We start from the raw sequence: 26,636 nt of genomic DNA on the forward strand, positions 1-26,636 counted from the left end.
CAAGAAGGAAAGTCTATGCAAATCAATATAAACGGCCACCACATTGAGCTTACCGATTCAATGCAAGACTATGTCAATGAAAAGTTTCAAAAGCTTGAGCGGTTTTTTGACCATATAAATAACGTACATGTTGTTTTAAAAGTTGAAAAACTTCGCCAGATCGCAGAAGCTACCCTTCACGTCAACCAAGGAGAGATTCATGCATCTGCGGATGAAGAAAATATATACGCTGCAATCGACTCTTTGGTTGACAAATTGGTTAGACAATTAAACAAACACAAAGAAAAGCTGAATACACACTAAATATCATGCGATTAAGTGAAATACTCTCATTGGACTGCACCAAAAGTGCAGTCCAATGCACTAGTAAAAAACGAGCTCTAGAGATGATCAGTGAAATCGTCGCGATGCGCACTGGACAAAACCCCACAGAGCTATTTGAATGTATGCTTAGCCGAGAAAAAGTCGGCAGCACTGGCATAGGTAATGGTATTGCCATACCTCACGCTCGTATGCACTCAACAGACCAAGCCATTGCGGTTCTACTACAATGTGAATCTCCTATTGAATTTGATTCAATAGACAATCGACCTGTAGACCTACTATTTGCTCTGCTAGTACCAGATGCCCAATGTAAAGAGCACCTTAAAACCCTTTCAAACATGGCTGAAAGGCTAAATAACAAGCAAGTCTTAAAACAGTTACGTAAAGCAAAATCCGACCAAGAGCTCTACGATATTATGGTTAATCACTAATGAGACTTATCATTGTCAGCGGACAATCTGGAGCGGGAAAAACGGTAGCGCTCCGTGTTCTAGAAGATTTAGGCTATTACTGTGTTGACAACTTACCGATAGATCTACTGGACAAGTTTGTTAAATCAGTCAAATCAAGTAAACAAAATGTGGCGGTTAGTATTGATATTCGTAACTTACCCACAGAACCTAACTTGCTCACTGACGTGCTGACCAAGCTAAAAAAATCCTCTGATGTGAGTTTGCTGTTTCTGGATGCGAAAATAGATTCGCTACTAAAACGCTATAGCGAAACGCGGCGCATCCACCCATTAACACTCAGCCAAGAAAACACCTCTTTAGAACAAGCAATAGAGAAAGAACGTAGTATCCTATCCCCACTGAAAGAGCATGCAGACTTAGTGATTGACAGTAGCAATCAATCTCTGCATGAACTGAGCGAGATGGTCAGAATGCGTATTGAAGGTCGTGAACGCAAAGATCTTGTTATGGTATTTCAGTCTTTTGGCTATAAGTATGGTTTGCCTAGTGATGCAGATTATGTGTTTGACGTACGCTTTTTACCAAACCCCCATTGGGAGCCCGCATTGAGGCCAATGACAGGACTCGACGCACCTATCAGAGCTTTTCTGGAAAGTCATAAAGATGTACTTGATTTAAAAAAGCAAATTGAGACCTTCATAGAAAATTGGTTACCTTTACTTGAGAAAAATAATCGCAGCTATTTGACTGTTGCCATCGGTTGCACAGGCGGGCAACATCGTTCCGTTTATCTTGCCCAACAGATTGGTGAATATTTCGCTCAAATGGGACATCAAGTTCAGATCCGCCACAAAAGTCTAGAAAAAAAACACAAGGAATAACCCATGCCACACAAGAGCAGAACCGTCCTTATCCAAAACCGATTGGGGCTACACGCTCGTGCGGCGGTAAAACTTGTCGAACTTGCTCAATCGTTTGATGTTACCTTAACGATACAAAATCACGAGGGTAGAGAAGTCACCGCAGATAGTGTACTGGGCTTGCTCATGCTTGAGTCCTCGCAAGGTGAACATGTTACGATTATCGCTGAAGGTAACGATGCTCAACCCGCACTTGACGCAATTTGCCACCTGATTGAAGATAAATTCGAAGAGACTGAATAACTTTCTCACTCAAGATAAAAGAAAAATCACTCCCTTTGTATTAACTTATTAAATAAACACTAAAATTAAGTTACTATTCGACGTATTGTAAGCTTATAGAGTCAGGGGGAAGAGATGGCAGAGCAAATTGAATTCGATCAAGCTCACCAAGCCCTCCAAGAAGTTTCAGAAGCTCTAGAAAATGGCCGATTTGTCCATGTCCGGCGACAACTTCAGGACATGGAGCCGGAAGATATTGCCCATCTGTTAGAAGCCTCTCCACGAAAAAGCCGAGATGTACTCTGGCAACTCACCGATCCTGAAGATTACGGTGAAATTCTGGATGAACTTAATGAAGACGTCAAAGACGCTTTAGTCTCAAAGATGGAGCCTGAAGTGCTCGCGGAAGCCACCGAAGGCATGGACACCGATGATGTCGCCTACGTTCTGCGAAGCTTACCTGACAATGTCTCGCGTGAAGTCCTTTCACAAATGGACATCTCCGACCGCTTAAGGGTCGAAACAGCATTATCCTACCCTGAGGATAGCGCTGGCGGTTTGATGAACACAGATGTGATTACCATTCGTGGTGATGTCGATGTCGATGTTGTTCTTCGCTATCTGCGCATAAAAGGGGAATTACCTGAAGCAACAGATGCGCTTTACGTGATAAATGAAGACAGTCAACTTATTGGTCAGCTGCCGATCACAACCCTAATCACCACACAGCCTGATGTCAAAGTTAGTGACGTTATGGCTGATGCTGACGAAGCAATAGAAGTCACCATGAGTGACTCTGATATTGCTAGCCTTTTTGAACGGCGAAATTGGGTCTCGGCCCCTGTCATTAATGAACATCAGCATCTTGTTGGCCGAATTACTATTGATGATGTCGTAGATGTTATTCGTGAAGATGCTGAACACTCAATGATGAGTATGGCGGGTATGGATGACGATGAAGACACCTTTGCTCCCGTATTTAAATCCGCTCGCAAACGCAGTATTTGGCTAGGTGCGAATGTACTTGCAGCACTGGCCGCGGCGTCCGTATCGAATATGTTCGAAGCAACCTTAGAGCAAATGGCAGCGATTGCGGTTCTGATGACCATAGTGCCTTCGATGGGAGGTGTAGCAGGAAATCAAACCGTAGCACTTGTAATAAGAGGGCTCGCGCTTGGTCATATCGGTGATGCAAACAGGCGTGAGCTACTGGCCAAAGAAGCGGCCATAGGCCTAGTAAACGGAATAATGTGGGCACTGATCATAGGTGGTATTGTGGTCGCTTGGAAAGGCAATTGGATGTTGGGAGGAATTATCTCAGCGGCCATGCTAACCAATCTGCTCGTGGCAGGCATCGCTGGGGTTACCATTCCTATCCTACTGAAAAAAATGAATATTGACCCTGCACTTGCAGGTGGAATGGCACTAACAACCGTCACGGATGTGATTGGTTTATCCGTATTTTTAGGCTTAGCCACATTTATGATTTAGCCTAACCAGAGACCCCAAAGTACAGCAAATACTGTGCCTTGGGGCCTCTAGAAAACACTAATTGATATTAGGGCCTAACCATTTCTCAGCTTCCACATTATCCCACCCTTTGCGTCTCGCGTAACTCTCCACTTGGTCTTTCTGAATCTGAGCAATCGCAAAATAACGCGAGTCAGGATGTGAAAAATACCAACCTGAGACTGAGGCTCCTGGCCACATGGCATAACTTGTGGTTAAAGACATCTCTATTGTCTTTTCAACGTTGAGCAATTCCCACAATATTGCTTTCTCTGTATGCTCAGGGCACGCAGGGTAGCCAGGTGCTGGTCGAATACCCTGATATTTCTCCCTTATGAGCTCTTCATTAGATAAATTTTCAGCTTTAGCATAACCCCAAATTTCTTTGCGTACTCGCTCATGAAGATACTCGGCGAAGGCTTCTGCAAGCCTATCCGCCACAGCCTGAATCATAATCGCGTTATAGTCATCTCCGTTAGCTTTATATTCGTCAGCCAACTCACGTTCTCCAATTCCCCCAGTCACCGCAAAGGCACCAATCCAATCGGACTTTCCGCAAGTTTTAGGTGCAATATAATCGGATAGACAGTAATTGTAGCCCTTAGTTTTTTCAGTTTGCTGGCGCAAGTTATGTAATGTTTTATAAACTTGAGTGCGAGACTCATCGGTATAAACTTCAATATCATCACCAACACTTGCCGCTGGGAAAAGTGCGCACATGCCGCGAGCCTTTAATAATCCTTCTCTTTCAACTCTATCAAGCAATTCATTAGCATCAGCAAATAATCTTTTAGCTTCTTCTCCAACCTCTTCATGTTCAAAAATTGCTGGGTATTTTCCAACCAAAGACCAAGTCATAAAAAATGGAGTCCAGTCAATGTAACGGCGAAGAGTTGCGACATCAAAATCATCAAATACATGTACTCCTGGTTTTGCCGGAGCCGGTGGGGTATAGCTATCCCAATCTATAGCCACTTTATTCTCACGTGCTTGTTCAAGTGTTACTGGCTTGGTGCGCGGCTTCTTGCGATTATGTTGATCGCGAACTCGCACATAATCTGCATCCAACTTTTCAATAAAGGCTGGGCGTAACTCATCAGAAAGTAGGGATGTACAAACACCTACAGCACGAGACGCATTGTTCACATACACAACCGGATGGCGGTAATTTTGTTCAATTTTAACTGCGGTGTGAGCTTTAGAAGTTGTCGCTCCGCCTATCAATAAAGGCAAGTGGTAATCAAGACGCTCCATTTCTTTAGCAACATGGACCATTTCATCAAGAGAAGGGGTAATCAAACCGGACAAACCTATAATATCGACATTTTCTTCTTTGGCGACCTTGAGTATTTTCTCACATGGCACCATTACGCCCAGATCAATAATTTCGTAATTGTTGCATTGTAAAACGACCCCAACGATGTTTTTACCTATATCATGAACATCGCCTTTAACCGTTGCCAACAGTATCTTACCGTTAGAAGATCCGGCTTGTTTTTCGGCATTGATGAAGGGTTCTAAGTGTGCGACAGCTTGCTTCATCACTCGAGCAGATTTCACCACTTGGGGAAGAAACATCTTACCCTCACCAAATAAATCACCGACCACATTCATACCGTCCATTAAAGGACCTTCAATCACCTCAAGAGGCTTAACTGCGTTGATGCGTGCTTCCTCGGTATCCTCGACAATAAACTCGGTAATACCTTTCACCAAGGCATGTTCTAACCGTTTGGCTACGGGCCAAGTTCGCCACTCAAGTGCGCTAGCATCTTCCTCTTTACCGACCCCTTTTTGTGCGTATTCAGCAGCGATGTCTAGTAATCGTTCGGTTGAGTCATCGCGGCGATTAAGAACCACATCTTCTACAGCTTCTCTAAGCTTTTCAGGAACATTGTCATAGATTTCTAGCTGGCCAGCATTCACTATGCCCATATCCATACCATTACGAAAGCAATGGTAAAGAAACACAGCATGAATGGCTTCACGAACGTAATTGTTGCCCCGAAATGAAAAAGAAACGTTGGATACACCACCGGAAATCATCGCATAAGGAAGATCGCGCTTAATATCTGCAATAGCATCAATGAAATCGACCGCATAGTTGTTATGTTCTTCGATCCCCGTCGCAACGGCAAATATATTAGGATCAAAGATAATATCTTCTGCAGGAAAACCCACCTCATCAACCAAAATTCGATATGCTTGGGTACAGATTTCCAACTTTCTCTGACGAGTTTCTGCCTGACCAACTTCATCAAACGCCATGACAATAACCGCAGCACCATAGCGGCGAATTAGTTTTGCCTGCTCAATAAACTTATCTTTCCCTTCCTTCAAGGAAATAGAATTCACAATTCCCTTGCCTTGGATACACTTAAGCCCTGCTTCTATGACCTCCCATTTAGATGAGTCAACCATAATAGGAACTTTGGATATTTCAGGCTCTGAAGCACACAGGTTGAGGAAGCGCACCATGCATGCCTGCGCATCAAGCATACCCTCATCCATGTTTATATCGATAATTTGAGCGCCATTTTCCACTTGCTGACGAGCAACATCGAGCGCCTCATCGTATAACTCCTCTTTTATCAGACGTTTAAAACGTGCTGAGCCTGTCACATTAGTTCGTTCACCCACATTCACAAATAAGGTGTCTTTCTCTATGGTCAGCGGTTCTAATCCTGAAAGACGGCACGCTACGGTTAGCTCTGGCAACTGACGAGGAGTGATAGCCTCCACAGCCTCCGCCATGTGGCGTATATGCTCAGGGGTTGTGCCACAGCATCCGCCAATTAAATTGAGAAAACCACTCTGAGCCCATTCCTTAACATGCATTGCCATGTCTTGAGGAGATAGATCATATTCGCCAAAAGCATTCGGTAACCCTGCATTAGGGTGGGCAGAAACAAATGATTCTGCAATACGGGACAATTCCTCGACATAAGGACGAAGTTCATCAGGACCAAGAGCACAATTAAGACCAAATGAAATAGGCTTTACGTGGCGAAGAGAATTATAGAAAGCTTCTGTTGTCTGTCCTGATAGTGTCCTGCCTGATGCATCTGTGATGGTGCCAGAAATCATGACAGGCAATGCCAGCCCTAATTCTTCAAACACACTATCAACTGCGAATGCACAAGCTTTGGCATTTAACGTATCAAAGATGGTTTCGATAAGTATTAGATCAGAGCCACCTCTTATTAAAGCTTTGGTGGATTCTGAGTAAGCAACAACTAACTCATCAAAACTTACATTGCGGTAACCTGGGTCATTGACATCTGGAGAAATAGAGCAAGTACGATTAGTGGGACCAAGTACACCGGCAACATAACGAGGCTTTTGTGGATTCTTTACTGTCCATTCATCAGCCGCTGCACGGGCTAGTCTTGCCGCTTGGTAGTTAATCTCTTCGCTAAGGCTTTCCATATCGTAGTCAGCCATGGCGATGGTAGTAGCATTAAACGTATTGGTTTCAAGGATATCAGCACCTGCTTGTAGATACTCACAGTGGATAGCCTTAATCAAATCTGGTTGAGTTAATACTAAAAGATCATTGTTACCTTTAAGATCGCAATGCCAATTAGCAAAGCGCTCACCTCGGTAGTCTGCTTCCTCTAGTTTATGCCCCTGAATCATGGTGCCCATACCACCATCAATCAGCAATATGCGATGTTTTAACTGAGTTTCTATCTCTTGCCTTATATTACTTCCCACGATACAGCCCTATTACTTTCCTTATTCAGCCATCCTATCACAGTTTAGAAAGGAGTCTAGACGTCTAAACGACTAAATTTCTCACCTAAGAATGACAAAAAACGTTTGCTATTTAATCACGTCGAGAAGAAAATTCTCAGTCATAATTTGTCACACTTTGAGATCCCAATGTCGGTTTACTACACTCTCTGTTTTTTATCTGCCGCCGCAATGTTTATTGCCTTTATAAACAGTAAGATAGGAAAGATGCAAACAACCATTGCTATTACGGCAGGCTCAATGGTTCTATCTCTTCTTATTCTAATCGCTGGACAAAACAACTGGTTTCATCTGACTGAAATTGCCTCTGATACTGTATCAAGTATTAATTTTGAAGACTTTCTTCTCAAAGGTATTTTGGGCTTTCTGCTTTTTGCTGGTGGTTTAGGCATTAAATTGCCTCACTTAAAAAATCAGAAATGGGAAATTACCGTACTGGCATTGGGCGCTACCTTATTCTCAACCTTTTTTATCGGTTTTGTCCTGTATGGTTTCTGCCAGCTGCTCGGTGTTCAATTTGACCTTGTATATTGCTTGCTCTTTGGCGCACTAATTTCACCGACCGACCCTATTGCCGTTCTTGCTATTGTCAAAAAGCTAGACGCACCTGAGCGTATCTCCACTCAAATCGAGGGAGAATCCTTATTTAACGATGGTTTCGGCTTAGTTATATTCGTCACGCTGTTCACCATAGCATTTGGTAGTGAAGCTCCAACAGTAGGTAGCGTCACTATGCTATTTATCCAAGAAGCTATTGGTGGCATCGTATATGGATTTGCTCTTGGATTGCTATTCCATTACCTGATCAGCTCAACCGACGATCACTCAATGGAGTTACTGTTAACGATAGGTGTGCCTACGGCCGGCTATGCATTTGCGGAAGTTCTGCACGTTTCAGGGCCGCTTGCTATGGTTGTATCCGGAATTATGATCGGCAACTGGACTCGATTTATTGGCTTCTCTAAAGAGAGTGAAGACCATCTTGATCACTTCTGGGAGCTTGTCGATGAGTTTTTAAACGGCGTGCTGTTTCTTTTGATCGGTATGTCCATGCTACTGTTTGAATTCCATAAAGAAGATTGGATCTTAATGGCATTTTCCGTACCTCTAGTGCTGGGCGCGCGTTACCTAAGTGTTTTCCTTGCTTACATAGGCTTTAAACGGCATAGAAAATACAACCCATGGTCAGTCAAGATCCTGACTTGGGGCGGTTTACGAGGCGGCTTAGCGCTAGCTATGGCCCTTTCTATTCCCTCAGGTATTTGGGTTGTTCAAGACAAGCTCATCGACGTGAAAGAAATCATCCTCGTTATGACCTACTCCGTCGTAGTGTTTTCCATCTTAGTTCAGGGTTCAACGATTACTCCTATGATAGAAAAAGCCAAGCTTGCTGAAAAAGAGATGGGATCGGATAAATAGCTTTTTCAAAATTATAAAGGCTCTTTAAAGAGCCTTTAATCATCTAGTGATGATATTTGTGGCTTGAAGTGATACCAAAGTCGCATAAAGAAGTTGTTCTTTCGATTAAGAAAACTTAACCCTTTATTCTGTCAGAGTCAGAAATAGCCAAAATATACTCGTCAAACTTGTCATGATGTGCAATAGGCTTAACTCCGTCAAACGATGGTATATAAGTAATCTTTCCATAATGCTTACCAAAGCCAAGCTTAGGGATAAAATCCCCTTTAACGAAGCAATGCTCAATTTTTTCTGACGCCTCTTTTTGGGACAGCTGCCAATTGTCGCCATAGTGCTTTTTCATTGCCTTTTCATAATTGTGATCGCTAAGGGCTGCACTAGCAAAGCAATAGGCTCTTATACCATGGCTCAATGCTGCATATTCTGCCTCTGCCGCACCTTTAGAATGACCTACAGCAATAACTTCATAATCTCCAGGGGCTAGCCTTTTAAGGTTAGCAACAAGCGTTTCTGCTTGAGAGTAGCTTTTCGGAGTATGGTTACCAATAGCATTCAGTGCATTAGCCATATTTTGTTTATTTATATAACCAAGGTTAGATACTGCTCTATTTTTTAGTTTGGGGCTATTTTTTTCACCACTTGTTGTACCACCAAAAGAAATCACGATTTGCTTGGTTTTCTCATTAATTGCAATAAATGCTGTTAGCCCAGATTTGGAGCATATCAGTTTGCCATCATTACCTAAATTGATTGATTTTATACTTGTGCAAATATCTAACGACAACTGCCGGGGAGTATTTTTACCCTGTGACTGTAAATAGGCACTATCGGTTGTCCACGACTGCATACCCTCAGAAGATGGTAATGAGCCTATATAAGGAGCTTTGGCCAAATATACGAATGGCCTAAGTTCTGCTACCTTAGATTTAATCCCTTCGTATTGGGTGCTAATCATGCTCTTTTTGGATGGATCATTTGTTGTCACCAACGTTCGAAGCAATCTAGCTCTAAGTTTGTCATCTAAATCTGCAGTTTTAGCGTGTTTAACGCATATAACCTCAAGCTCTTTTTTCGAAACGTTGCGTCCTAAACTTGAACGAATTACATTACTCAAACTACTGATTGGATGTATAGTATTTACTGTCATGTTATTACCATATATATCTGGGTAAATTCACTACCGCATATGAAAGAATTCAATAAAATAATACATATGGTAGATGACAATCACTCTGGATTATTTATGAATGTTTCTGTAAATACATGGATAATTTAATGAGTGGTAAGAGCATGAACAGAATAGTATTTAGATAAAAAAGAAAACCCCAGTATTGCTGCTGGGGTTTAGAAGAAGTGGCGGAGCGGACGGGACTCGAACCCGCGACCCCCGGCGTGACAGGCCGGTATTCTAACCAACTGAACTACCGCTCCGCACTGGTTAGACCTAAGTCTAAATATAAAGCCTGGCGATGTCCTACTCTCGCATGGGGAAGCCCCACACTACCATCGGCGCTATTGCGTTTCACTACTGAGTTCGGCATGGAGTCAGGTGGGTCCACAACGCTATGGTCGCCAAGCAAATTCTTTCTCTCTATCTCTAGAGAATAACTTGGAAAGCTGTTTTTGTTCTTAACACATTCAATGTTCTAGTTGAGTCCATCAAAACCCTTTGGGTGTTGTATGGTTAAGCCTCACGGGCAATTAGTACAGGTTAGCTCAACGCCTCACAACGCTTACACACCCTGCCTATCAACGTTCTAGTCTCGAACAACCCTTTAGGACCCTCAAGGGGTCAGGGAAGACTCATCTTAGGGCTCGCTTCCCGCTTAGATGCTTTCAGCGGTTATCGATTCCGAACTTAGCTACCGGGCAATGCGTCTGGCGACACAACCCGAACACCAGAGGTTCGTCCACTCCGGTCCTCTCGTACTAGGAGCAGCCCCCTTCAATCTTCCAACGCCCACGGCAGATAGGGACCGAACTGTCTCACGACGTTCTAAACCCAGCTCGCGTACCACTTTAAATGGCGAACAGCCATACCCTTGGGACCGACTTCAGCCCCAGGATGTGATGAGCCGACATCGAGGTGCCAAACACCGCCGTCGATATGAACTCTTGGGCGGTATCAGCCTGTTATCCCCGGAGTACCTTTTATCCGTTGAGCGATGGCCCTTCCATACAGAACCACCGGATCACTATGACCTGCTTTCGCACCTGCTCGAATTGTCATTCTCGCAGTCAAGCGGGCTTATGCCATTGCACTAACCTCACGATGTCCAACCGTGATTAGCCCACCTTCGTGCTCCTCCGTTACTCTTTGGGAGGAGACCGCCCCAGTCAAACTACCCACCAGGCACTGTCCTCAACCCAGATAATGGGTCTAAGTTAGAACATCAAACATACAAGGGTGGTATTTCAAGGATGGCTCCATGCACACTGGCGTGCACACTTCAAAGCCTCCCACCTATCCTACACATGTAGGCTCAATGTTCAGTGCCAAGCTGTAGTAAAGGTTCACGGGGTCTTTCCGTCTAGCCGCGGGTACACTGCATCTTCACAGCGATTTCAATTTCACTGAGTCTCGGGTGGAGACAGCGTGGCCATCATTACGCCATTCGTGCAGGTCGGAACTTACCCGACAAGGAATTTCGCTACCTTAGGACCGTTATAGTTACGGCCGCCGTTTACCGGGGCTTCGATCAAGAGCGTCGACTTACGTCTAACCCCATCAATTAACCTTCCGGCACCGGGCAGGCGTCACACCGTATACGTCATCTTACGATTTTGCACAGTGCTGTGTTTTTAATAAACAGTTGCAGCCACCTGGTATCTGCGACTCTCATTAGCTCCATCCGCGAGGGACTTCACCGACAAGAGCGTACCTTCTCCCGAAGTTACGGTACCATTTTGCCTAGTTCCTTCACCCGAGTTCTCTCAAGCGCCTTGGTATTCTCTACCCGACCACCTGTGTCGGTTTGGGGTACGATTCCTTACAATCTGAAGCTTAGAGGCTTTTCCTAAGCATGGCATCAATGACTTCACTACCGTAGTAGCTCGACATCGTGTCTCAGCCTTGTAGAGAGCCGGATTTACCTAACTCTCAAGCCTACGCACTTGAACCTGGACGACCGTCGCCACCACCTAGCCTTCTCCGTCCCCCATCGCAATTGTAAGAAGTACGGGAATATTAACCCGTTTCCCATCGACTACGCCTTTCGGCCTCGCCTTAGGTCGACTTACCCTGCCCCGATTAACGTTGGACAGGAACCCTTGGTCTTCCGGCGAGGGGGTTTTTCACCCCCTTTATCGTTACTCATGTCAGCATTCGCACTTCTGATACCTCCAGCATGCTTTACAACACACCTTCAACGGCTTACAGAACGCTCCCCTACCCAATACGATAAATCGTATTGCCGCAGCTTCGGTTTACAGCTTAGCCCCGTTACATCTTCCGCGCAGGCCGACTCGACTAGTGAGCTATTACGCTTTCTTTAAATGATGGCTGCTTCTAAGCCAACATCCTAGCTGTCTAAGCCTTCCCACATCGTTTCCCACTTAGCTGTAATTTGGGACCTTAGCTGGCGGTCTGGGTTGTTTCCCTCTCCACGACGGACGTTAGCACCCGCCGTGTGTCTCCCGGATAGTACTTACTGGTATTCGGAGTTTGCAAAGGGTTGGTAAGTCGGGATGACCCCCTAGCCTTAACAGTGCTCTACCCCCAGTAGTATTCGTCCGAGGCTCTACCTAAATAGATTTCGGGGAGAACCAGCTATCTCCAGGTTTGATTGGCCTTTCACCCCTAGCCACAAGTCATCCGCTAATTTTTCAACATTAGTCGGTTCGGTCCTCCAGTTGATGTTACTCAACCTTCAACCTGCCCATGGCTAGATCACCTGGTTTCGGGTCTATATCCAGCAACTCGACGCCCAGTTAAGACTCGATTTCTCTACGGCTCCCCTAGATGGTTAACCTTGCTACTGAATATAAGTCGCTGACCCATTATACAAAAGGTACGCAGTCACAGGACAAGCCTGCTCCTACTGCTTGTACGTACACGGTTTCAGGTTCTATTTCACTCCCCTCACAGGGGTTCTTTTCGCCTTTCCCTCACGGTACTGGTTCACTATCGGTCAGTCAGTAGTATTTAGCCTTGGAGGATGGTCCCCCCATATTCAGACAGGATATCACGTGTCCCGCCCTACTCGATTTCACTGAACACGCGTCGTCAACTACGGGACTATCACCCTGTATTGTCGGACTTTCCAGACCGTTCGTCTAACGCGTGTAAAGCTTAAGGGCTAATCCAATTTCGCTCGCCGCTACTTTCGGAATCTCGGTTGATTTCTTTTCCTCGGGGTACTTAGATGTTTCAGTTCCCCCGGTTCGCTCTGTTAACCTATGAATTCAGTTAACAGTAACTGCTTATGCAGTTGGGTTTCCCCATTCGGAAATCCCAGACTCAAATGGTTTTTACTACCTAATCTGGGCTTATCGCAAGTTAATACGTCCTTCATCGCCTCTGACTGCCAAGGCATCCACCGTGTACGCTTAGTCACTTAACCATACAACCCCAAAGGGTCTTAGATTAAACAACCAAAGTGTCTGCAATTATTTAAACATGATGCAGACTCGATTTTGCCGGACTCAAATATAAACAACACACTAAGGTGTTGTTTCCAAGAACACTTGAATGTGTTTATTGGTGTTTATCTTTCGATAAACATTGAGAACTTTACAAACAATCTTATTCACAAAGAATCAAGATTGCTTTGTCAGCTTTCCAAATTGTTAAAGAGCGTTGTTTTCCCAAAGGGAAGCACATTATCTAAAGATTCTCGGCGTCATTTATCTAACCACATACGTTTACTGACGTGGTTTGGATAAAACAACCAAAAATACTTAGAGAATGGTGGGCGATACCGGGCTCGAACCAGTGACCCCCTGCTTGTAAGGCAGGTGCTCTCCCAACTGAGCTAATCGCCCACATAAGTTTTTATTCTTCGTGGAGAAGAATGGTGGGTCGTGCAGGATTCGAACCTGCGACCAATTGATTAAAAGTCAACTGCTCTACCAACTGAGCTAACGACCCAATGGTATCCCGTAGGGGAGTCGAACCCCTGTTACCGCCGTGAAAGGGCGGTGTCCTAGGCCTCTAGACGAACGGGACACTAAGTCGAAGATATTGGGATATCTTCTTTCTCTTAAACTACATAAACCATCAATCTGTGTGGACACTTGTCTTAATAATCATCGTATAAGGAGGTGATCCAGCGCCAGGTTCCCCTAGCGCTACCTTGTTACGACTTCACCCCAGTCATGAACCACAAAGTGGTGAGCGTCCCCCCGAAGGTTAAACTACCCACTTCTTTTGCAGCCCACTCCCATGGTGTGACGGGCGGTGTGTACAAGGCCCGGGAACGTATTCACCGTGGCATTCTGATCCACGATTACTAGCGATTCCGACTTCATGGAGTCGAGTTGCAGACTCCAATCCGGACTACGACGCACTTTTTGGGATTCGCTCACTTTCGCAAGTTGGCCGCCCTCTGTATGCGCCATTGTAGCACGTGTGTAGCCCTACTCGTAAGGGCCATGATGACTTGACGTCGTCCCCACCTTCCTCCGGTTTATCACCGGCAGTCTCCCTGGAGTTCCCACCCGAAGTGCTGGCAAACAAGGATAAGGGTTGCGCTCGTTGCGGGACTTAACCCAACATTTCACAACACGAGCTGACGACAGCCATGCAGCACCTGTCTCATAGTTCCCGAAGGCACCAATCCATCTCTGGAAAGTTCTATGGATGTCAAGAGTAGGTAAGGTTCTTCGCGTTGCATCGAATTAAACCACATGCTCCACCGCTTGTGCGGGCCCCCGTCAATTCATTTGAGTTTTAATCTTGCGACCGTACTCTAGGCGGTCTACTTAACGCGTTAGCTCCGAAAGCCACGGCTCAAGGCCACAACCTCCAAGTAGACATCGTTTACGGCGTGGACTACCAGGGTATCTAATCCTGTTTGCTCCCCACGCTTTCGCATCTGAGTGTCAGTATCTGTCCAGGGCCGCCTTCGCCACCGGTATTCCTTCAGATCTCTACGCATTTCACCGCTACACCTGAAATTCTACCCCCTCTACAGTACTCTAGATGACCAGTTTCAAATGCTATTCCGAGGTTGAGCCCCGGGCTTTCACATCTGACTTAATCATCCACCTGCATGCGCTTTACGCCCAGTAATTCCGATTAACGCTCGCACCCTCCGTATTACCGCGGCTGCTGGCACGGAGTTAGCCGGTGCTTCTTCTGCAGCTAACGTCAAATGAGTATGCTATTAACATACCCACCTTCCTCACTGCTGAAAGTACTTTACAACCCGAAGGCCTTCTTCATACACGCGGCATGGCTGCATCAGGCTTGCGCCCATTGTGCAATATTCCCCACTGCTGCCTCCCGTAGGAGTCTGGACCGTGTCTCAGTTCCAGTGTGGCTGATCATCCTCTCAGACCAGCTAGGGATCGTCGCCTTGGTGAGCCCTTACCTCACCAACTAGCTAATCCCACCTGGGCATATCCTGACGCGAGAGGCCCGAAGGTCCCCCTCTTTGAGCCGAAGCTATTATGCGGTATTAGCCATCGTTTCCAATGGTTATCCCCCACATCAGGGCAATTTCCCAGGCATTACTCACCCGTCCGCCGCTCGACGCCGTTATCGTCACCCGAAGGGTCAGATAACTCGTTTCCGCTCGACTTGCATGTGTTAGGCCTGCCGCCAGCGTTCAATCTGAGCCATGATCAAACTCTTCAATTTAAAGTTTTGATTCCCTAAATAAATAGGGGAGGCTCAATGAATACTGATAACATTACTGTGTAATGTTGAATTGACTGTGCCGGTATTACTACCGATTGGTCACTCAGTTCATTGATAAATCTTTTGGATTATCATCAACGAGTGCCCACACAGATTGATAGGTTTAGTTTGTTAAAGAGCGTTGCTTTCAATGCCTTAGCACTTGAGCAGGACGCGCATAATACGCGAATGACTGTTGAAGTCAACATAAAACTCTACAATTTTTAGAATCTTATGGTGACCTGTCTATCAAATAGACAAAGTCGCTATTTTGTTTTCATTTTTCTAAAAAATGAAAGTAAATAGAAGCCTGGCGATGTCCTACTCTCGCATGGGGAAGCCCCACACTACCATCGGCGCTATTGCGTTTCACTACTGAGTTCGGCATGGAGTCAGGTGGGTCCACAACGCTATGGTCGCCAAGCAAATTCTTTCTCTCTATCTCTAGAGAATAACTTGGAAAGCTGTTTTTGTTCTTAACACATTCAATGTTCTAGTTGAGTCCATCAAAACCCTTTGGGTGTTGTATGGTTAAGCCTCACGGGCAATTAGTACAGGTTAGCTCAACGCCTCACAACGCTTACACACCCTGCCTATCAACGTTCTAGTCTCGAACAACCCTTTAGGACCCTCAAGGGGTCAGGGAAGACTCATCTTAGGGCTCGCTTCCCGCTTAGATGCTTTCAGCGGTTATCGATTCCGAACTTAGCTACCGGGCAATGCGTCTGGCGACACAACCCGAACACCAGAGGTTCGTCCACTCCGGTCCTCTCGTACTAGGAGCAGCCCCCTTCAATCTTCCAACGCCCACGGCAGATAGGGACCGAACTGTCTCACGACGTTCTAAACCCAGCTCGCGTACCACTTTAAATGGCGAACAGCCATACCCTTGGGACCGACTTCAGCCCCAGGATGTGATGAGCCGACATCGAGGTGCCAAACACCGCCGTCGATATGAACTCTTGGGCGGTATCAGCCTGTTATCCCCGGAGTACCTTTTATCCGTTGAGCGATGGCCCTTCCATACAGAACCACCGGATCACTATGACCTGCTTTCGCACCTGCTCGAATTGTCATTCTCGCAGTCAAGCGGGCTTATGCCATTGCACTAACCTCACGATGTCCAACCGTGATTAGCCCACCTTCGTGCTCCTCCGTTACTCTTTGGGAGGAGACCGCCCCAGTCAAACTACCCACCATAAGACTGTCCTCAACCCAGATAATGGGTCTAAGTTAGAACATCAAACATACAAGGGTGGTATTTCAAGGATGGCTCCATGCACACTGGCGTGCACACTTCAAAGCCTCCCACCTATCCTACACATGTAGGCTCAATGTTCAGTGCCAAGCTGTAGTAAAGGTTCACGGGGTCTTTCCGTCTAGCCGCGGGTACACTGCATCTTCACAGCGATTTCAATTTCACTGAGTCTCGGGTGGAGACAGCGTGGCCATCATTACGCCATTCGTGCAGGTCGGAACTTACCCGACAAGGAATTTCGCTACCTTAGGACCGTTATAGTTACGGCCGCCGTTTACCGGGGCTTCGATCAAGAGCGTCGACTTACGTCTAACCCCATCAATTAACCTTCCGGCACCGGGCAGGCGTCACACCGTATACGTCATCTTACGATTTTGCACAGTGCTGTGTTTTAATAAACAGTTGCAGCCACCTGGTATCTGCGACTCTCATTAGCTCCATCCGCGAGGGACTTCACCGACAAGAGCGTACCTTCTCCCGAAGTTACGGTACCATTTTGCCTAGTTCCTTCACCCGAGTTCTCTCAAGCGCCTTGGTATTCTCTACCCGACCACCTGTGTCGGTTTGGGGTACGATTCCTTACAATCTGAAGCTTAGAGGCTTTTCCTAAGCATGGCATCAATGACTTCACTACCGTAGTAGCTCGACATCGTGTCTCAGCCTTGTAGAGAGCCGGATTTACCTAACTCTCAAGCCTACGCACTTGAACCTGGACGACCGTCGCCAGGCCCACCTAGCCTTCTCCGTCCCCCCATCGCAATTGTAAGAAGTACGGGAATATTAACCCGTTTCCCATCGACTACGCCTTTCGGCCTCGCCTTAGGGGTCGACTTACCCTGCCCCGATTAACGTTGGACAGGAACCCTTGGTCTTCCGGCGAGGGGGTTTTTCACCCCCTTTATCGTTACTCATGTCAGCATTCGCACTTCTGATACCTCCAGCATGCTTTACAACACACCTTCAACGGCTTACAGAACGCTCCCCTACCCAATACGATAAATCGTATTGCCGCAGCTTCGGTTTACAACTTAGCCCCGTTACATCTTCCGCGCAGGCCGACTCGACTAGTGAGCTATTACGCTTTCTTTAAATGATGGCTGCTTCTAAGCCAACATCCTAGCTGTCTAAGCCTTCCCACATCGTTTCCCACTTAGCTGTAATTTGGGACCTTAGCTGGCGGTCTGGGTTTTTCCTCTCCACGACGGACGTTAGCACCCGCCGTGTGTCTCCCGGATAGTACTTACTGGTATTCGGAGTTTGCAAAGGGTTGGTAAGTCGGGATGACCCCCTAGCCTTAACAGTGCTCTACCCCCAGTAGTATTCGTCCGAGGCTCTACCTAAATAGATTTCGGGGAGAACCAGCTATCTCCAGGTTTGATTGGCCTTTCACCCCTAGCCACAAGTCATCCGCTAATTTTTCAACATTAGTCGGTTCGGTCCTCCAGTTGATGTTACTCAACCTTCAACCTGCTCATGGCTAGATCACCTGGTTTCGGGTCTATATCCAGCAACTCGACGCCCAGTTAAGACTCGATTTCTCTACGGCTCCCCTAGATGGTTAACCTTGCTACTGAATATAAGTCGCTGACCCATTATACAAAAGGTACGCAGTCACAGGACAAGCCTGCTCCTACTGCTTGTACGTACACGGTTTCAGGTTCTATTTCACTCCCCTCACAGGGGTTCTTTTCGCCTTTCCCTCACGGTACTGGTTCACTATCGGTCAGTCAGTAGTATTTAGCCTTGGAGGATGGTCCCCCCATATTCAGACAGGATATCACGTGTCCCGCCCTACTCGATTTCACTGAACACGCGTCGTCAACTACGGGACTATCACCCTGTATCGTCGGACTTTCCAGACCGTTCGTCTAACGCGTGTAAAGCTTAAGGGCTAATCCAATTTCGCTCGCCGCTACTTTCGGAATCTCGGTTGATTTCTTTTCCTCGGGGTACTTAGATGTTTCAGTTCCCCCGGTTCGCTCTGTTAACCTATGAATTCAGTTAACAGTAACTGCTTATGCAGTTGGGTTTCCCCATTCGGAAATCCCAGACTCAAATGGTTTTTACTACCTAATCTGGGCTTATCGCAAGTTAATACGTCCTTCATCGCCTCTGACTGCCAAGGCATCCACCGTGTACGCTTAGTCACTTAACCATACAACCCCAAAGGGTCTTAGATTAAACAACCAAAGTTGTCTGCAATTATTTAAACATGATGCAGACTCGATTTTGCCGGACTCAAATATAAACAACACACTAAGGTGTTGTTTCCAAGAACACTTGAATGTGTTTATTGGTGTTTATCTTTCGATAAACATTGAGAACTTTACAAACAATCTTATTCACAAAGAATCAAGATTGTTTTGTCAGCTTTCCAAATTGTTAAAGAGCAGATTTCATAACGAAACCATCTTTAAACGCACTACTTTTAATGCGTTTAAAGATGGTATCCCGTAGGGGAGTCGAACCCCTGTTACCGCCGTGAAAGGGCGGTGTCCTAGGCCTCTAGACGAACGGGACACTGTGTTCTTACTATGAACTGGTGGAGCTAATCGGGATCGAACCGATGACCTCTTCGCTGCCAGCGAAGCGCTCTCCCAGCTGAGCTATAGCCCCATCTTTAAACTACATAAACCATCAATCTGTGTGGACACTTGTCTTAATAATCATCGTATAAGGAGGTGATCCAGCGCCAGGTTCCCCTAGCGCTACCTTGTTACGACTTCACCCCAGTCATGAACCACAAAGTGGTGAGCGTCCCCCCGAAGGTTAAACTACCCACTTCTTTTGCAGCCCACTCCCATGGTGTGACGGGCGGTGTGTACAAGGCCCGGGAACGTATTCACCGTGGCATTCTGATCCACGATTACTAGCGATTCCGACTTCATGGAGTCGAGTTGCAGACTCCAATCCGGACTACGACGCACTTTTTGGGATTCGCTCACTTTCGCAAGTTGGCCGCCCTCTGTATGCGCCATTGTAGCACGTGTGTAGCCCTACTCGTAAGGGCCATGATGACTTGACGTCGTCCCCACCTTCCTCCGGTTTATCACCGGCAGTCTCCCTGGAGTTCCCACCCGAAGTGCTGGCAAACAAGGATAAGGGTTGCGCTCGTTGCGGGACTTAACCCAACATTTCACAACACGAGCTGACGACAGCCATGCAGCACCTGTCTCATAGTTCCCGAAGGCACCAATCCATCTCTGGAAAGTTCTATGGATGTCAAGAGTAGGTAAGGTTCTTCGCGTTGCATCGAATTAAACCACATGCTCCACCGCTTGTGCGGGCCCCCGTCAATTCATTTGAGTTTTAATCTTGCGACCGTACTCCCCAGGCGGTCTACTTAACGCGTTAGCTCCGAAAGCCACGGCTCAAGGCCACAACCTCCAAGTAGACATCGTTTACGGCGTGGACTACCAGGGTATCTAATCCTGTTTGCTCCCCACGCTTTCGCATCTGAGTGTCAGTATCTGTCCAGGGGGCCGCCTTCGCCACCGGTATTCCTTCAGATCTCTACGCATTTCACCGCTACACCTGAAATTCTACCCCCCTCTACAGTACTCTAGATGACCAGTTTCAAATGCTATTCCGAGGTTGAGCCCCGGGCTTTCACATCTGACTTAATCATCCACCTGCATGCGCTTTACGCCCAGTAATTCCGATTAACGCTCGCACCCTCCGTATTACCGCGGCTGCTGGCACGGAGTTAGCCGGTGCTTCTTCTGCAGCTAACGTCAAATGAGTATGCTATTAACATACCCACCTTCCTCACTGCTGAAAGTACTTTACAACCCGAAGGCCTTCTTCATACACGCGGCATGGCTGCATCAGGCTTGCGCCCATTGTGCAATATTCCCCACTGCTGCCTCCCGTAGGAGTCTGGACCGTGTCTCAGTTCCAGTGTGGCTGATCATCCTCTCAGACCAGCTAGGATCGTCGCCTTGGTGAGCCCTTACCTCACCAACTAGCTAATCCCCCTGGGCATATCCTGACGCGAGAGGCCCGAAGGTCCCCTCTTTGAGCCGAAGCTATTATGCGGTATTAGCCATCGTTTCCAATGGTTATCCCCACATCAGGGCAATTTCCCAGGCATTACTCACCCGTCCGCCGCTCGACGCCGTTATCGTCACCCGAAGGGTCAGATAACTCGTTTCCGCTCGACTTGCATGTGTTAGGCCTGCCGCCAGCGTTCAATCTGAGCCATGATCAAACTCTTCAATTTAAAGTTTTGATTCCCTAAATAAATAGGGGAGGCTCAATGAATACTGATAACATTACTGTGTAATGTTGAATTGACTGTGCCGGTATTACTACCGATTGGTCACTCAGTTCATTGATAAATCTTTTGGATTATCATCAACGAGTGCCCACACAGATTGATAGGTTTAGTTTGTTAAAGAGCGTTGCTTTCAATGCCTTAGCACTTGAGCAGGACGCGCATAATACGCGAATGACTGTTGAAGTCAACATAAAACTCTACAATTTTTAGAATCTTATGGTGACCTGTCTATCAAATAGACAAAGTCGCTATTTTGTTTTCATTTTTCTAAAAATGAAAGTAAATAGAAGCCTTACGATGTCCTACTCTCGCATGGGGAAGCCCCACACTACCATCGGCGCTATTGCGTTTCACTACTGAGTTCGGCATGGAGTCAGGTGGGTCCACAACGCTATGGTCGCCAAGCAAATTCTTTCTCTCTATCTCTAGAGAATAACTTGGAAAGCTGTTTTTGTTCTTAACACATTCAATGTTCTAGTTGAGTCCATCAAAACCCTTTGGGTGTTGTATGGTTAAGCCTCACGGGCAATTAGTACAGGTTAGCTCAACGCCTCACAACGCTTACACACCCTGCCTATCAACGTTCTAGTCTCGAACAACCCTTTAGGACCCTCAAGGGGTCAGGGAAGACTCATCTTAGGGCTCGCTTCCCGCTTAGATGCTTTCAGCGGTTATCGATTCCGAACTTAGCTACCGGGCAATGCGTCTGGCGACACAACCCGAACACCAGAGGTTCGTCCACTCCGGTCCTCTCGTACTAGGAGCAGCCCCCTTCAATCTTCCAACGCCCACGGCAGATAGGGACCGAACTGTCTCACGACGTTCTAAACCCAGCTCGCGTACCACTTTAAATGGCGAACAGCCATACCCTTGGGACCGACTTCAGCCCCAGGATGTGATGAGCCGACATCGAGGTGCCAAACACCGCCGTCGATATGAACTCTTGGGCGGTATCAGCCTGTTATCCCCGGAGTACCTTTTATCCGTTGAGCGATGGCCCTTCCATACAGAACCACCGGATCACTATGACCTGCTTTCGCACCTGCTCGAATTGTCATTCTCGCAGTCAAGCGGGCTTATGCCATTGCACTAACCTCACGATGTCCAACCGTGATTAGCCCACCTTCGTGCTCCTCCGTTACTCTTTGGGAGGAGACCGCCCCAGTCAAACTACCCACCAGGCACTGTCCTCAACCCAGATAATGGGTCTAAGTTAGAACATCAAACATACAAGGGTGGTATTTCAAGGATGGCTCCATGCATACTGGCGTACACACTTCAAAGCCTCCCACCTATCCTACACATGTAGGCTCAATGTTCAGTGCCAAGCTGTAGTAAAGGTTCACGGGGTCTTTCCGTCTAGCCGCGGGTACACTGCATCTTCACAGCGATTTCAATTTCACTGAGTCTCGGGTGGAGACAGCGTGGCCATCATTACGCCATTCGTGCAGGTCGGAACTTACCCGACAAGGAATTTCGCTACCTTAGGACCGTTATAGTTACGGCCGCCGTTTACCGGGGCTTCGATCAAGAGCGTCGACTTACGTCTAACCCCATCAATTAACCTTCCGGCACCGGGCAGGCGTCACACCGTATACGTCATCTTACGATTTTGCACAGTGCTGTGTTTTTAATAAACAGTTGCAGCCACCTGGTATCTGCGACTCTCATTAGCTCCATCCGCGAGGGACTTCACCGACAAGAGCGTACCTTCTCCCGAAGTTACGGTACCATTTTGCCTAGTTCCTTCACCCGAGTTCTCTCAAGCGCCTTGGTATTCTCTACCCGACCACCTGTGTCGGTTTGGGGTACGATTCCTTACAATCTGAAGCTTAGAGGCTTTTCCTGGAAGCATGGCATCAATGACTTCACTACCGTAGTAGCTCGACATCGTGTCTCAGCCTTGTAGAGAGCCGGATTTACCTAACTCTCAAGCCTACGCACTTGAACCTGGACGACCGTCGCCAGGCCCACCTAGCCTTCTCCGTCCCCCCATCGCAATTGTAAGAAGTACGGGAATATTAACCCGTTTCCCATCGACTACGCCTTTCGGCCTCGCCTTAGGGGTCGACTTACCCTGCCCCGATTAACGTTGGACAGGAACCCTTGGTCTTCCGGCGAGGGGGTTTTTCACCCCCTTTATCGTTACTCATGTCAGCATTCGCACTTCTGATACCTCCAGCATGCTTTACAACACACCTTCAACGGCTTACAGAACGCTCCCCTACCCAATACGATAAATCGTATTGCCGCAGCTTCGGTTTACAGCTTAGCCCCGTTACATCTTCCGCGCAGGCCGACTCGACTAGTGAGCTATTACGCTTTCTTTAAATGATGGCTGCTTCTAAGCCAACATCCTAGCTGTCTAAGCCTTCCCACATCGTTTCCCACTTAGCTGTAATTTGGGACCTTAGCTGGCGGTCTGGGTTGTTTCCCTCTCCACGACGGACGTTAGCACCCGCCGTGTGTCTCCCGGATAGTACTTACTGGTATTCGGAGTTTGCAAAGGGTTGGTAAGTCGGGATGACCCCTAGCCTTAACAGTGCTCTACCCCAGTAGTATTCGTCCGAGGCTCTACCTAAATAGATTTCGGGGAGAACCAGCTATCTCCAGGTTTGATTGGCCTTTCACCCCTAGCCACAAGTCATCCGCTAATTTTTCAACATTAGTCGGTTCGGTCCTCCAGTTGATGTTACTCAACCTTCAACCTGCCCATGGCTAGATCACCTGGTTTCGGGTCTATATCCAGCAACTCGACGCCCAGTTAAGACTCGATTTCTCTACGGCTCCCCTAGATGGTTAACCTTGCTACTGAATATAAGTCGCTGACCCATTATACAAAAGGTACGCAGTCACAGGACAAGCCTGCTCCTACTGCTTGTACGTACACGGTTTCAGGTTCTATTTCACTCCCCTCACAGGGGTTCTTTTCGCCTTTCCCTCACGGTACTGGTTCACTATCGGTCAGTCAGTAGTATTTAGCCTTGGAGGATGGTGCCCCCCCATATTCAGACAGGATATCACGTGTCCCGCCCTACTCGATTTCACTGAACACGCGTCGTCAACTACGGGACTATCACCCTGTATTGTCGGACTTTCCAGACCGTTCGTCTAACGCGTGTAAAGCTTAAGGGCTAATCCAATTTCGCTCGCCGCTACTTTCGGAATCTCGGTTGATTTCTTTTCCTCGGGGTACTTAGATGTTTCAGTTCCCCCGGTTCGCTCTGTTAACCTATGAATTCAGTTAACAGTAACTGCTTATGCAGTTGGGTTTCCCCATTCGGAAATCCCAGACTCAAATGGTTTTTACTACCTAATCTGGGCTTATCGCAAGTTAATACGTCCTTCATCGCCTCTGACTGCCAAGGCATCCACCGTGTACGCTTAGTCACTTAACCATACAACCCCAAAGGGTCTTAGATTAAACAACCAAAGTTGTCTGCAATTATTTAAACATGATGCAGACTCGATTTTGCCGGACTCAAATATAAACAACACACTAAGGTGTTGTTTCCAAGAACACTTGAATGTGTTTATTGGTGTTTATCTTTCGATAAACATTGAGAACTTTACAAATAATCTTATTCACAAAGAATCAAGATTGCTTTGTCAGCTTTCCAAATTGTTAAAGAGCAAATAGCTCGAAGCTTTCGCTTCAAAACCATCAATCTGTGTGGACACTTGTCTCAATAATCATCGTATAAGGAGGTGATCCAGCGCCAGGTTCCCCTAGCGCTACCTTGTTACGACTTCACCCCAGTCATGAACCACAAAGTGGTGAGCGTCCCCCCGAAGGTTAAACTACCCACTTCTTTTGCAGCCCACTCCCATGGTGTGACGGGCGGTGTGTACAAGGCCCGGGAACGTATTCACCGTGGCATTCTGATCCACGATTACTAGCGATTCCGACTTCATGGAGTCGAGTTGCAGACTCCAATCCGGACTACGACGCACTTTTTGGGATTCGCTCACTTTCGCAAGTTGGCCGCCCTCTGTATGCGCCATTGTAGCACGTGTGTAGCCCTACTCGTAAGGGCCATGATGACTTGACGTCGTCCCCACCTTCCTCCGGTTTATCACCGGCAGTCTCCCTGGAGTTCCCACCCGAAGTGCTGGCAAACAAGGATAAGGGTTGCGCTCGTTGCGGGACTTAACCCAACATTTCACAACACGAGCTGACGACAGCCATGCAGCACCTGTCTCATAGTTCCCGAAGGCACCAATCCATCTCTGGAAAGTTCTATGGATGTCAAGAGTAGGTAAGGTTCTTCGCGTTGCATCGAATTAAACCACATGCTCCACCGCTTGTGCGGGCCCCCGTCAATTCATTTGAGTTTTAATCTTGCGACCGTACTCCCCAGGCGGTCTACTTAACGCGTTAGCTCCGAAAGCCACGGCTCAAGGCCACAACCTCCAAGTAGACATCGTTTACGGCGTGGACTACCAGGGTATCTAATCCTGTTTGCTCCCCACGCTTTCGCATCTGAGTGTCAGTATCTGTCCAGGGGGCCGCCTTCGCCACCGGTATTCCTTCAGATCTCTACGCATTTCACCGCTACACCTGAAATTCTACCCCCCTCTACAGTACTCTAGATAACCAGTTTCAAATGCTATTCCGAGGTTGAGCCCCGGGCTTTCACATCTGACTTAATCATCCACCTGCATGCGCTTTACGCCCAGTAATTCCGATTAACGCTCGCACCCTCCGTATTACCGCGGCTGCTGGCACGGAGTTAGCCGGTGCTTCTTCTGCAGCTAACGTCAAATGAGTATGCTATTAACATATCCACCTTCCTCACTGCTGAAAGTACTTTACAACCCGAAGGCCTTCTTCATACACGCGGCATGGCTGCATCAGGCTTGCGCCCATTGTGCAATATTCCCCACTGCTGCCTCCCGTAGGAGTCTGGACCGTGTCTCAGTTCCAGTGTGGCTGATCATCCTCTCAGACCAGCTAGGGATCGTCGCCTTGGTGAGCCCTTACCTCACCAACTAGCTAATCCCACCTGGGCATATCCTGACGCGAGAGGCCCGAAGGTCCCCCTCTTTGAGCCGAAGCTATTATGCGGTATTAGCCATCGTTTCCAATGGTTATCCCCCACATCAGGGCAATTTCCCAGGCATTACTCACCCGTCCGCCGCTCGACGCCGTTATCGTCACCCGAAGGGTCAGATAACTCGTTTCCGCTCGACTTGCATGTGTTAGGCCTGCCGCCAGCGTTCAATCTGAGCCATGATCAAACTCTTCAATTTAAAGTTTTGATTCCCTAAATAAATAGGGGAGGCTCAATGAATACTGAACATTACATAACGTAATGTTTGAATTGACTGTGCTCTTATTGGTGTTCACTTTTGAAAAAGTAAAACAAAACAGCTCAAGGCTGCTTCCCAATTCGAATGGTCACTTCGTATCATTGAAACCTAAATTGTTTCTAAAGAAACTATTTGGATTATCATCAACGAGTGCCCACACAGATTGATAGGTTTAGTTTGTTAAAGAGCGTTCTTCTTTAGCTTTATTTACTCTCTAAAGAAGAGTCGGCCATTCTAGCGATATAAAATAAAGAGTCAAACACTTTTTACTAATTATTTATTTTCTTACTTGGCCTGTCGTCATTGCTGTTTGAGCTGTAAGCCCTTGCCCTGTCGACGAGGAGGCATTATAGAGATCCTCATCACGTTGGCAAGCAGAAAT

8 protein-coding genes, 6 tRNA genes and 9 rRNA genes are annotated in these 26,636 nt (G+C 47.0%); 6 read left to right on the forward strand and 17 right to left on the reverse strand.

The window, feature by feature from the left end:
• Positions 1 to 15: 15 nt before the first annotated feature.
• The 5 genes from hpf (at position 16) to mgtE (ending at position 3,370) form a co-directional block, all read left to right on the forward strand.
• Complete coding sequence (hpf, locus tag FIV01_RS12855) at positions 16 to 303, forward strand: ribosome hibernation promoting factor (RefSeq protein WP_152431343.1); 288 nt, start codon at positions 16 to 18, stop codon at positions 301 to 303.
• Between the two features lie 5 nt (positions 304 to 308).
• Positions 309 to 755, forward strand: a complete 447-nt coding sequence (gene ptsN / locus FIV01_RS12860; RefSeq protein WP_152431344.1) for a PTS IIA-like nitrogen regulatory protein PtsN — start codon at positions 309 to 311, stop codon at positions 753 to 755.
• Entirely contained in the window at positions 755 to 1,618 is an 864-nt protein-coding gene (gene rapZ, locus FIV01_RS12865; protein WP_152431345.1) for an RNase adapter RapZ, read from the forward strand. Before ptsN ends, rapZ begins: the two co-directional genes overlap by 1 nt.
• A 3-nt stretch (positions 1,619 to 1,621) precedes the next feature.
• Positions 1,622 to 1,900 (forward strand): HPr family phosphocarrier protein, encoded by a 279-nt coding sequence (locus tag FIV01_RS12870; protein WP_152431346.1) that lies wholly within the window; start codon positions 1,622 to 1,624, stop codon positions 1,898 to 1,900.
• A gap of 114 nt (positions 1,901 to 2,014) precedes the next feature.
• Positions 2,015 to 3,370 carry a magnesium transporter gene (gene mgtE, locus FIV01_RS12875; RefSeq protein ID WP_152431347.1) on the forward strand — a complete coding sequence of 452 codons (1,356 nt, stop codon included), beginning with the start codon at positions 2,015 to 2,017 and terminating at the stop codon, positions 3,368 to 3,370.
• 57 nt (positions 3,371 to 3,427) lie between these two features.
• Here the strand turns inward: mgtE and metH are convergent, their stop codons facing one another.
• On the reverse strand, positions 3,428 to 7,105 hold the full coding sequence (gene metH / locus FIV01_RS12880) for a methionine synthase (RefSeq protein ID WP_152431348.1): 3,678 nt from the start codon (positions 7,103 to 7,105) through the stop codon (positions 3,428 to 3,430).
• A gap of 168 nt (positions 7,106 to 7,273) precedes the next feature.
• On the opposite strand from metH, the gene FIV01_RS12885 reads away from it, so the two are divergent.
• Entirely contained in the window at positions 7,274 to 8,563 is a 1,290-nt protein-coding gene (locus tag FIV01_RS12885) for a cation:proton antiporter (protein ID WP_152431349.1), read from the forward strand.
• Between the two features lie 115 nt (positions 8,564 to 8,678).
• On the opposite strand, the gene FIV01_RS12890 is transcribed toward FIV01_RS12885, so the two are convergent.
• From FIV01_RS12890 to FIV01_RS12965, 16 genes are all read right to left on the reverse strand, one after another.
• Positions 8,679 to 9,710 (reverse strand): Tle-like phospholipase domain-containing protein, encoded by a 1,032-nt coding sequence (locus FIV01_RS12890; RefSeq protein WP_152431350.1) that lies wholly within the window; start codon positions 9,708 to 9,710, stop codon positions 8,679 to 8,681.
• Between the two features lie 207 nt (positions 9,711 to 9,917).
• Positions 9,918 to 9,994 (reverse strand) — tRNA-Asp (locus tag FIV01_RS12895).
• A gap of 30 nt (positions 9,995 to 10,024) precedes the next feature.
• Positions 10,025 to 10,140 (reverse strand): 5S ribosomal RNA (rrf, locus tag FIV01_RS12900).
• A 103-nt stretch (positions 10,141 to 10,243) separates the two neighbouring features.
• Positions 10,244 to 13,125 (reverse strand): 23S ribosomal RNA (locus tag FIV01_RS12905).
• Positions 13,126 to 13,470: 345 nt separating this feature from the next.
• Positions 13,471 to 13,546: transfer RNA gene (locus FIV01_RS12910), tRNA-Val, on the reverse strand.
• 30 nt (positions 13,547 to 13,576) lie between these two features.
• Positions 13,577 to 13,652 (reverse strand) — tRNA-Lys (locus tag FIV01_RS12915).
• A 2-nt stretch (positions 13,653 to 13,654) separates the two neighbouring features.
• Positions 13,655 to 13,730: transfer RNA gene (locus tag FIV01_RS12920), tRNA-Glu, on the reverse strand.
• Between the two features lie 88 nt (positions 13,731 to 13,818).
• A 16S ribosomal RNA gene (locus FIV01_RS12925) occupies positions 13,819 to 15,365 on the reverse strand.
• Positions 15,366 to 15,712: 347 nt separating this feature from the next.
• Positions 15,713 to 15,828: ribosomal RNA gene (rrf, locus tag FIV01_RS12930) — 5S ribosomal RNA — on the reverse strand.
• A 103-nt stretch (positions 15,829 to 15,931) separates the two neighbouring features.
• A 23S ribosomal RNA gene (locus FIV01_RS12935) occupies positions 15,932 to 18,817 on the reverse strand.
• A 289-nt stretch (positions 18,818 to 19,106) separates the two neighbouring features.
• A tRNA-Glu gene (locus tag FIV01_RS12940) sits at positions 19,107 to 19,182 on the reverse strand.
• Positions 19,183 to 19,202: 20 nt separating this feature from the next.
• Positions 19,203 to 19,278, reverse strand: a tRNA-Ala gene (locus tag FIV01_RS12945).
• A gap of 58 nt (positions 19,279 to 19,336) precedes the next feature.
• Positions 19,337 to 20,884, reverse strand: a 16S ribosomal RNA gene (locus FIV01_RS12950).
• A gap of 346 nt (positions 20,885 to 21,230) precedes the next feature.
• Positions 21,231 to 21,346: ribosomal RNA gene (rrf, locus tag FIV01_RS12955) — 5S ribosomal RNA — on the reverse strand.
• Between the two features lie 103 nt (positions 21,347 to 21,449).
• Positions 21,450 to 24,339 (reverse strand): 23S ribosomal RNA (locus tag FIV01_RS12960).
• Positions 24,340 to 24,642: 303 nt separating this feature from the next.
• Positions 24,643 to 26,194, reverse strand: a 16S ribosomal RNA gene (locus FIV01_RS12965).
• Together the 16S, 23S and 5S rRNA genes with 6 tRNA genes alongside form the textbook arrangement of a ribosomal RNA operon.
• Positions 26,195 to 26,636: the final 442 nt, after the last annotated feature.

This window comes from Vibrio aquimaris, assembly GCF_009363415.1.
GTDB classification, from domain to species: Bacteria; Pseudomonadota; Gammaproteobacteria; order Enterobacterales; family Vibrionaceae; genus Vibrio; species Vibrio aquimaris.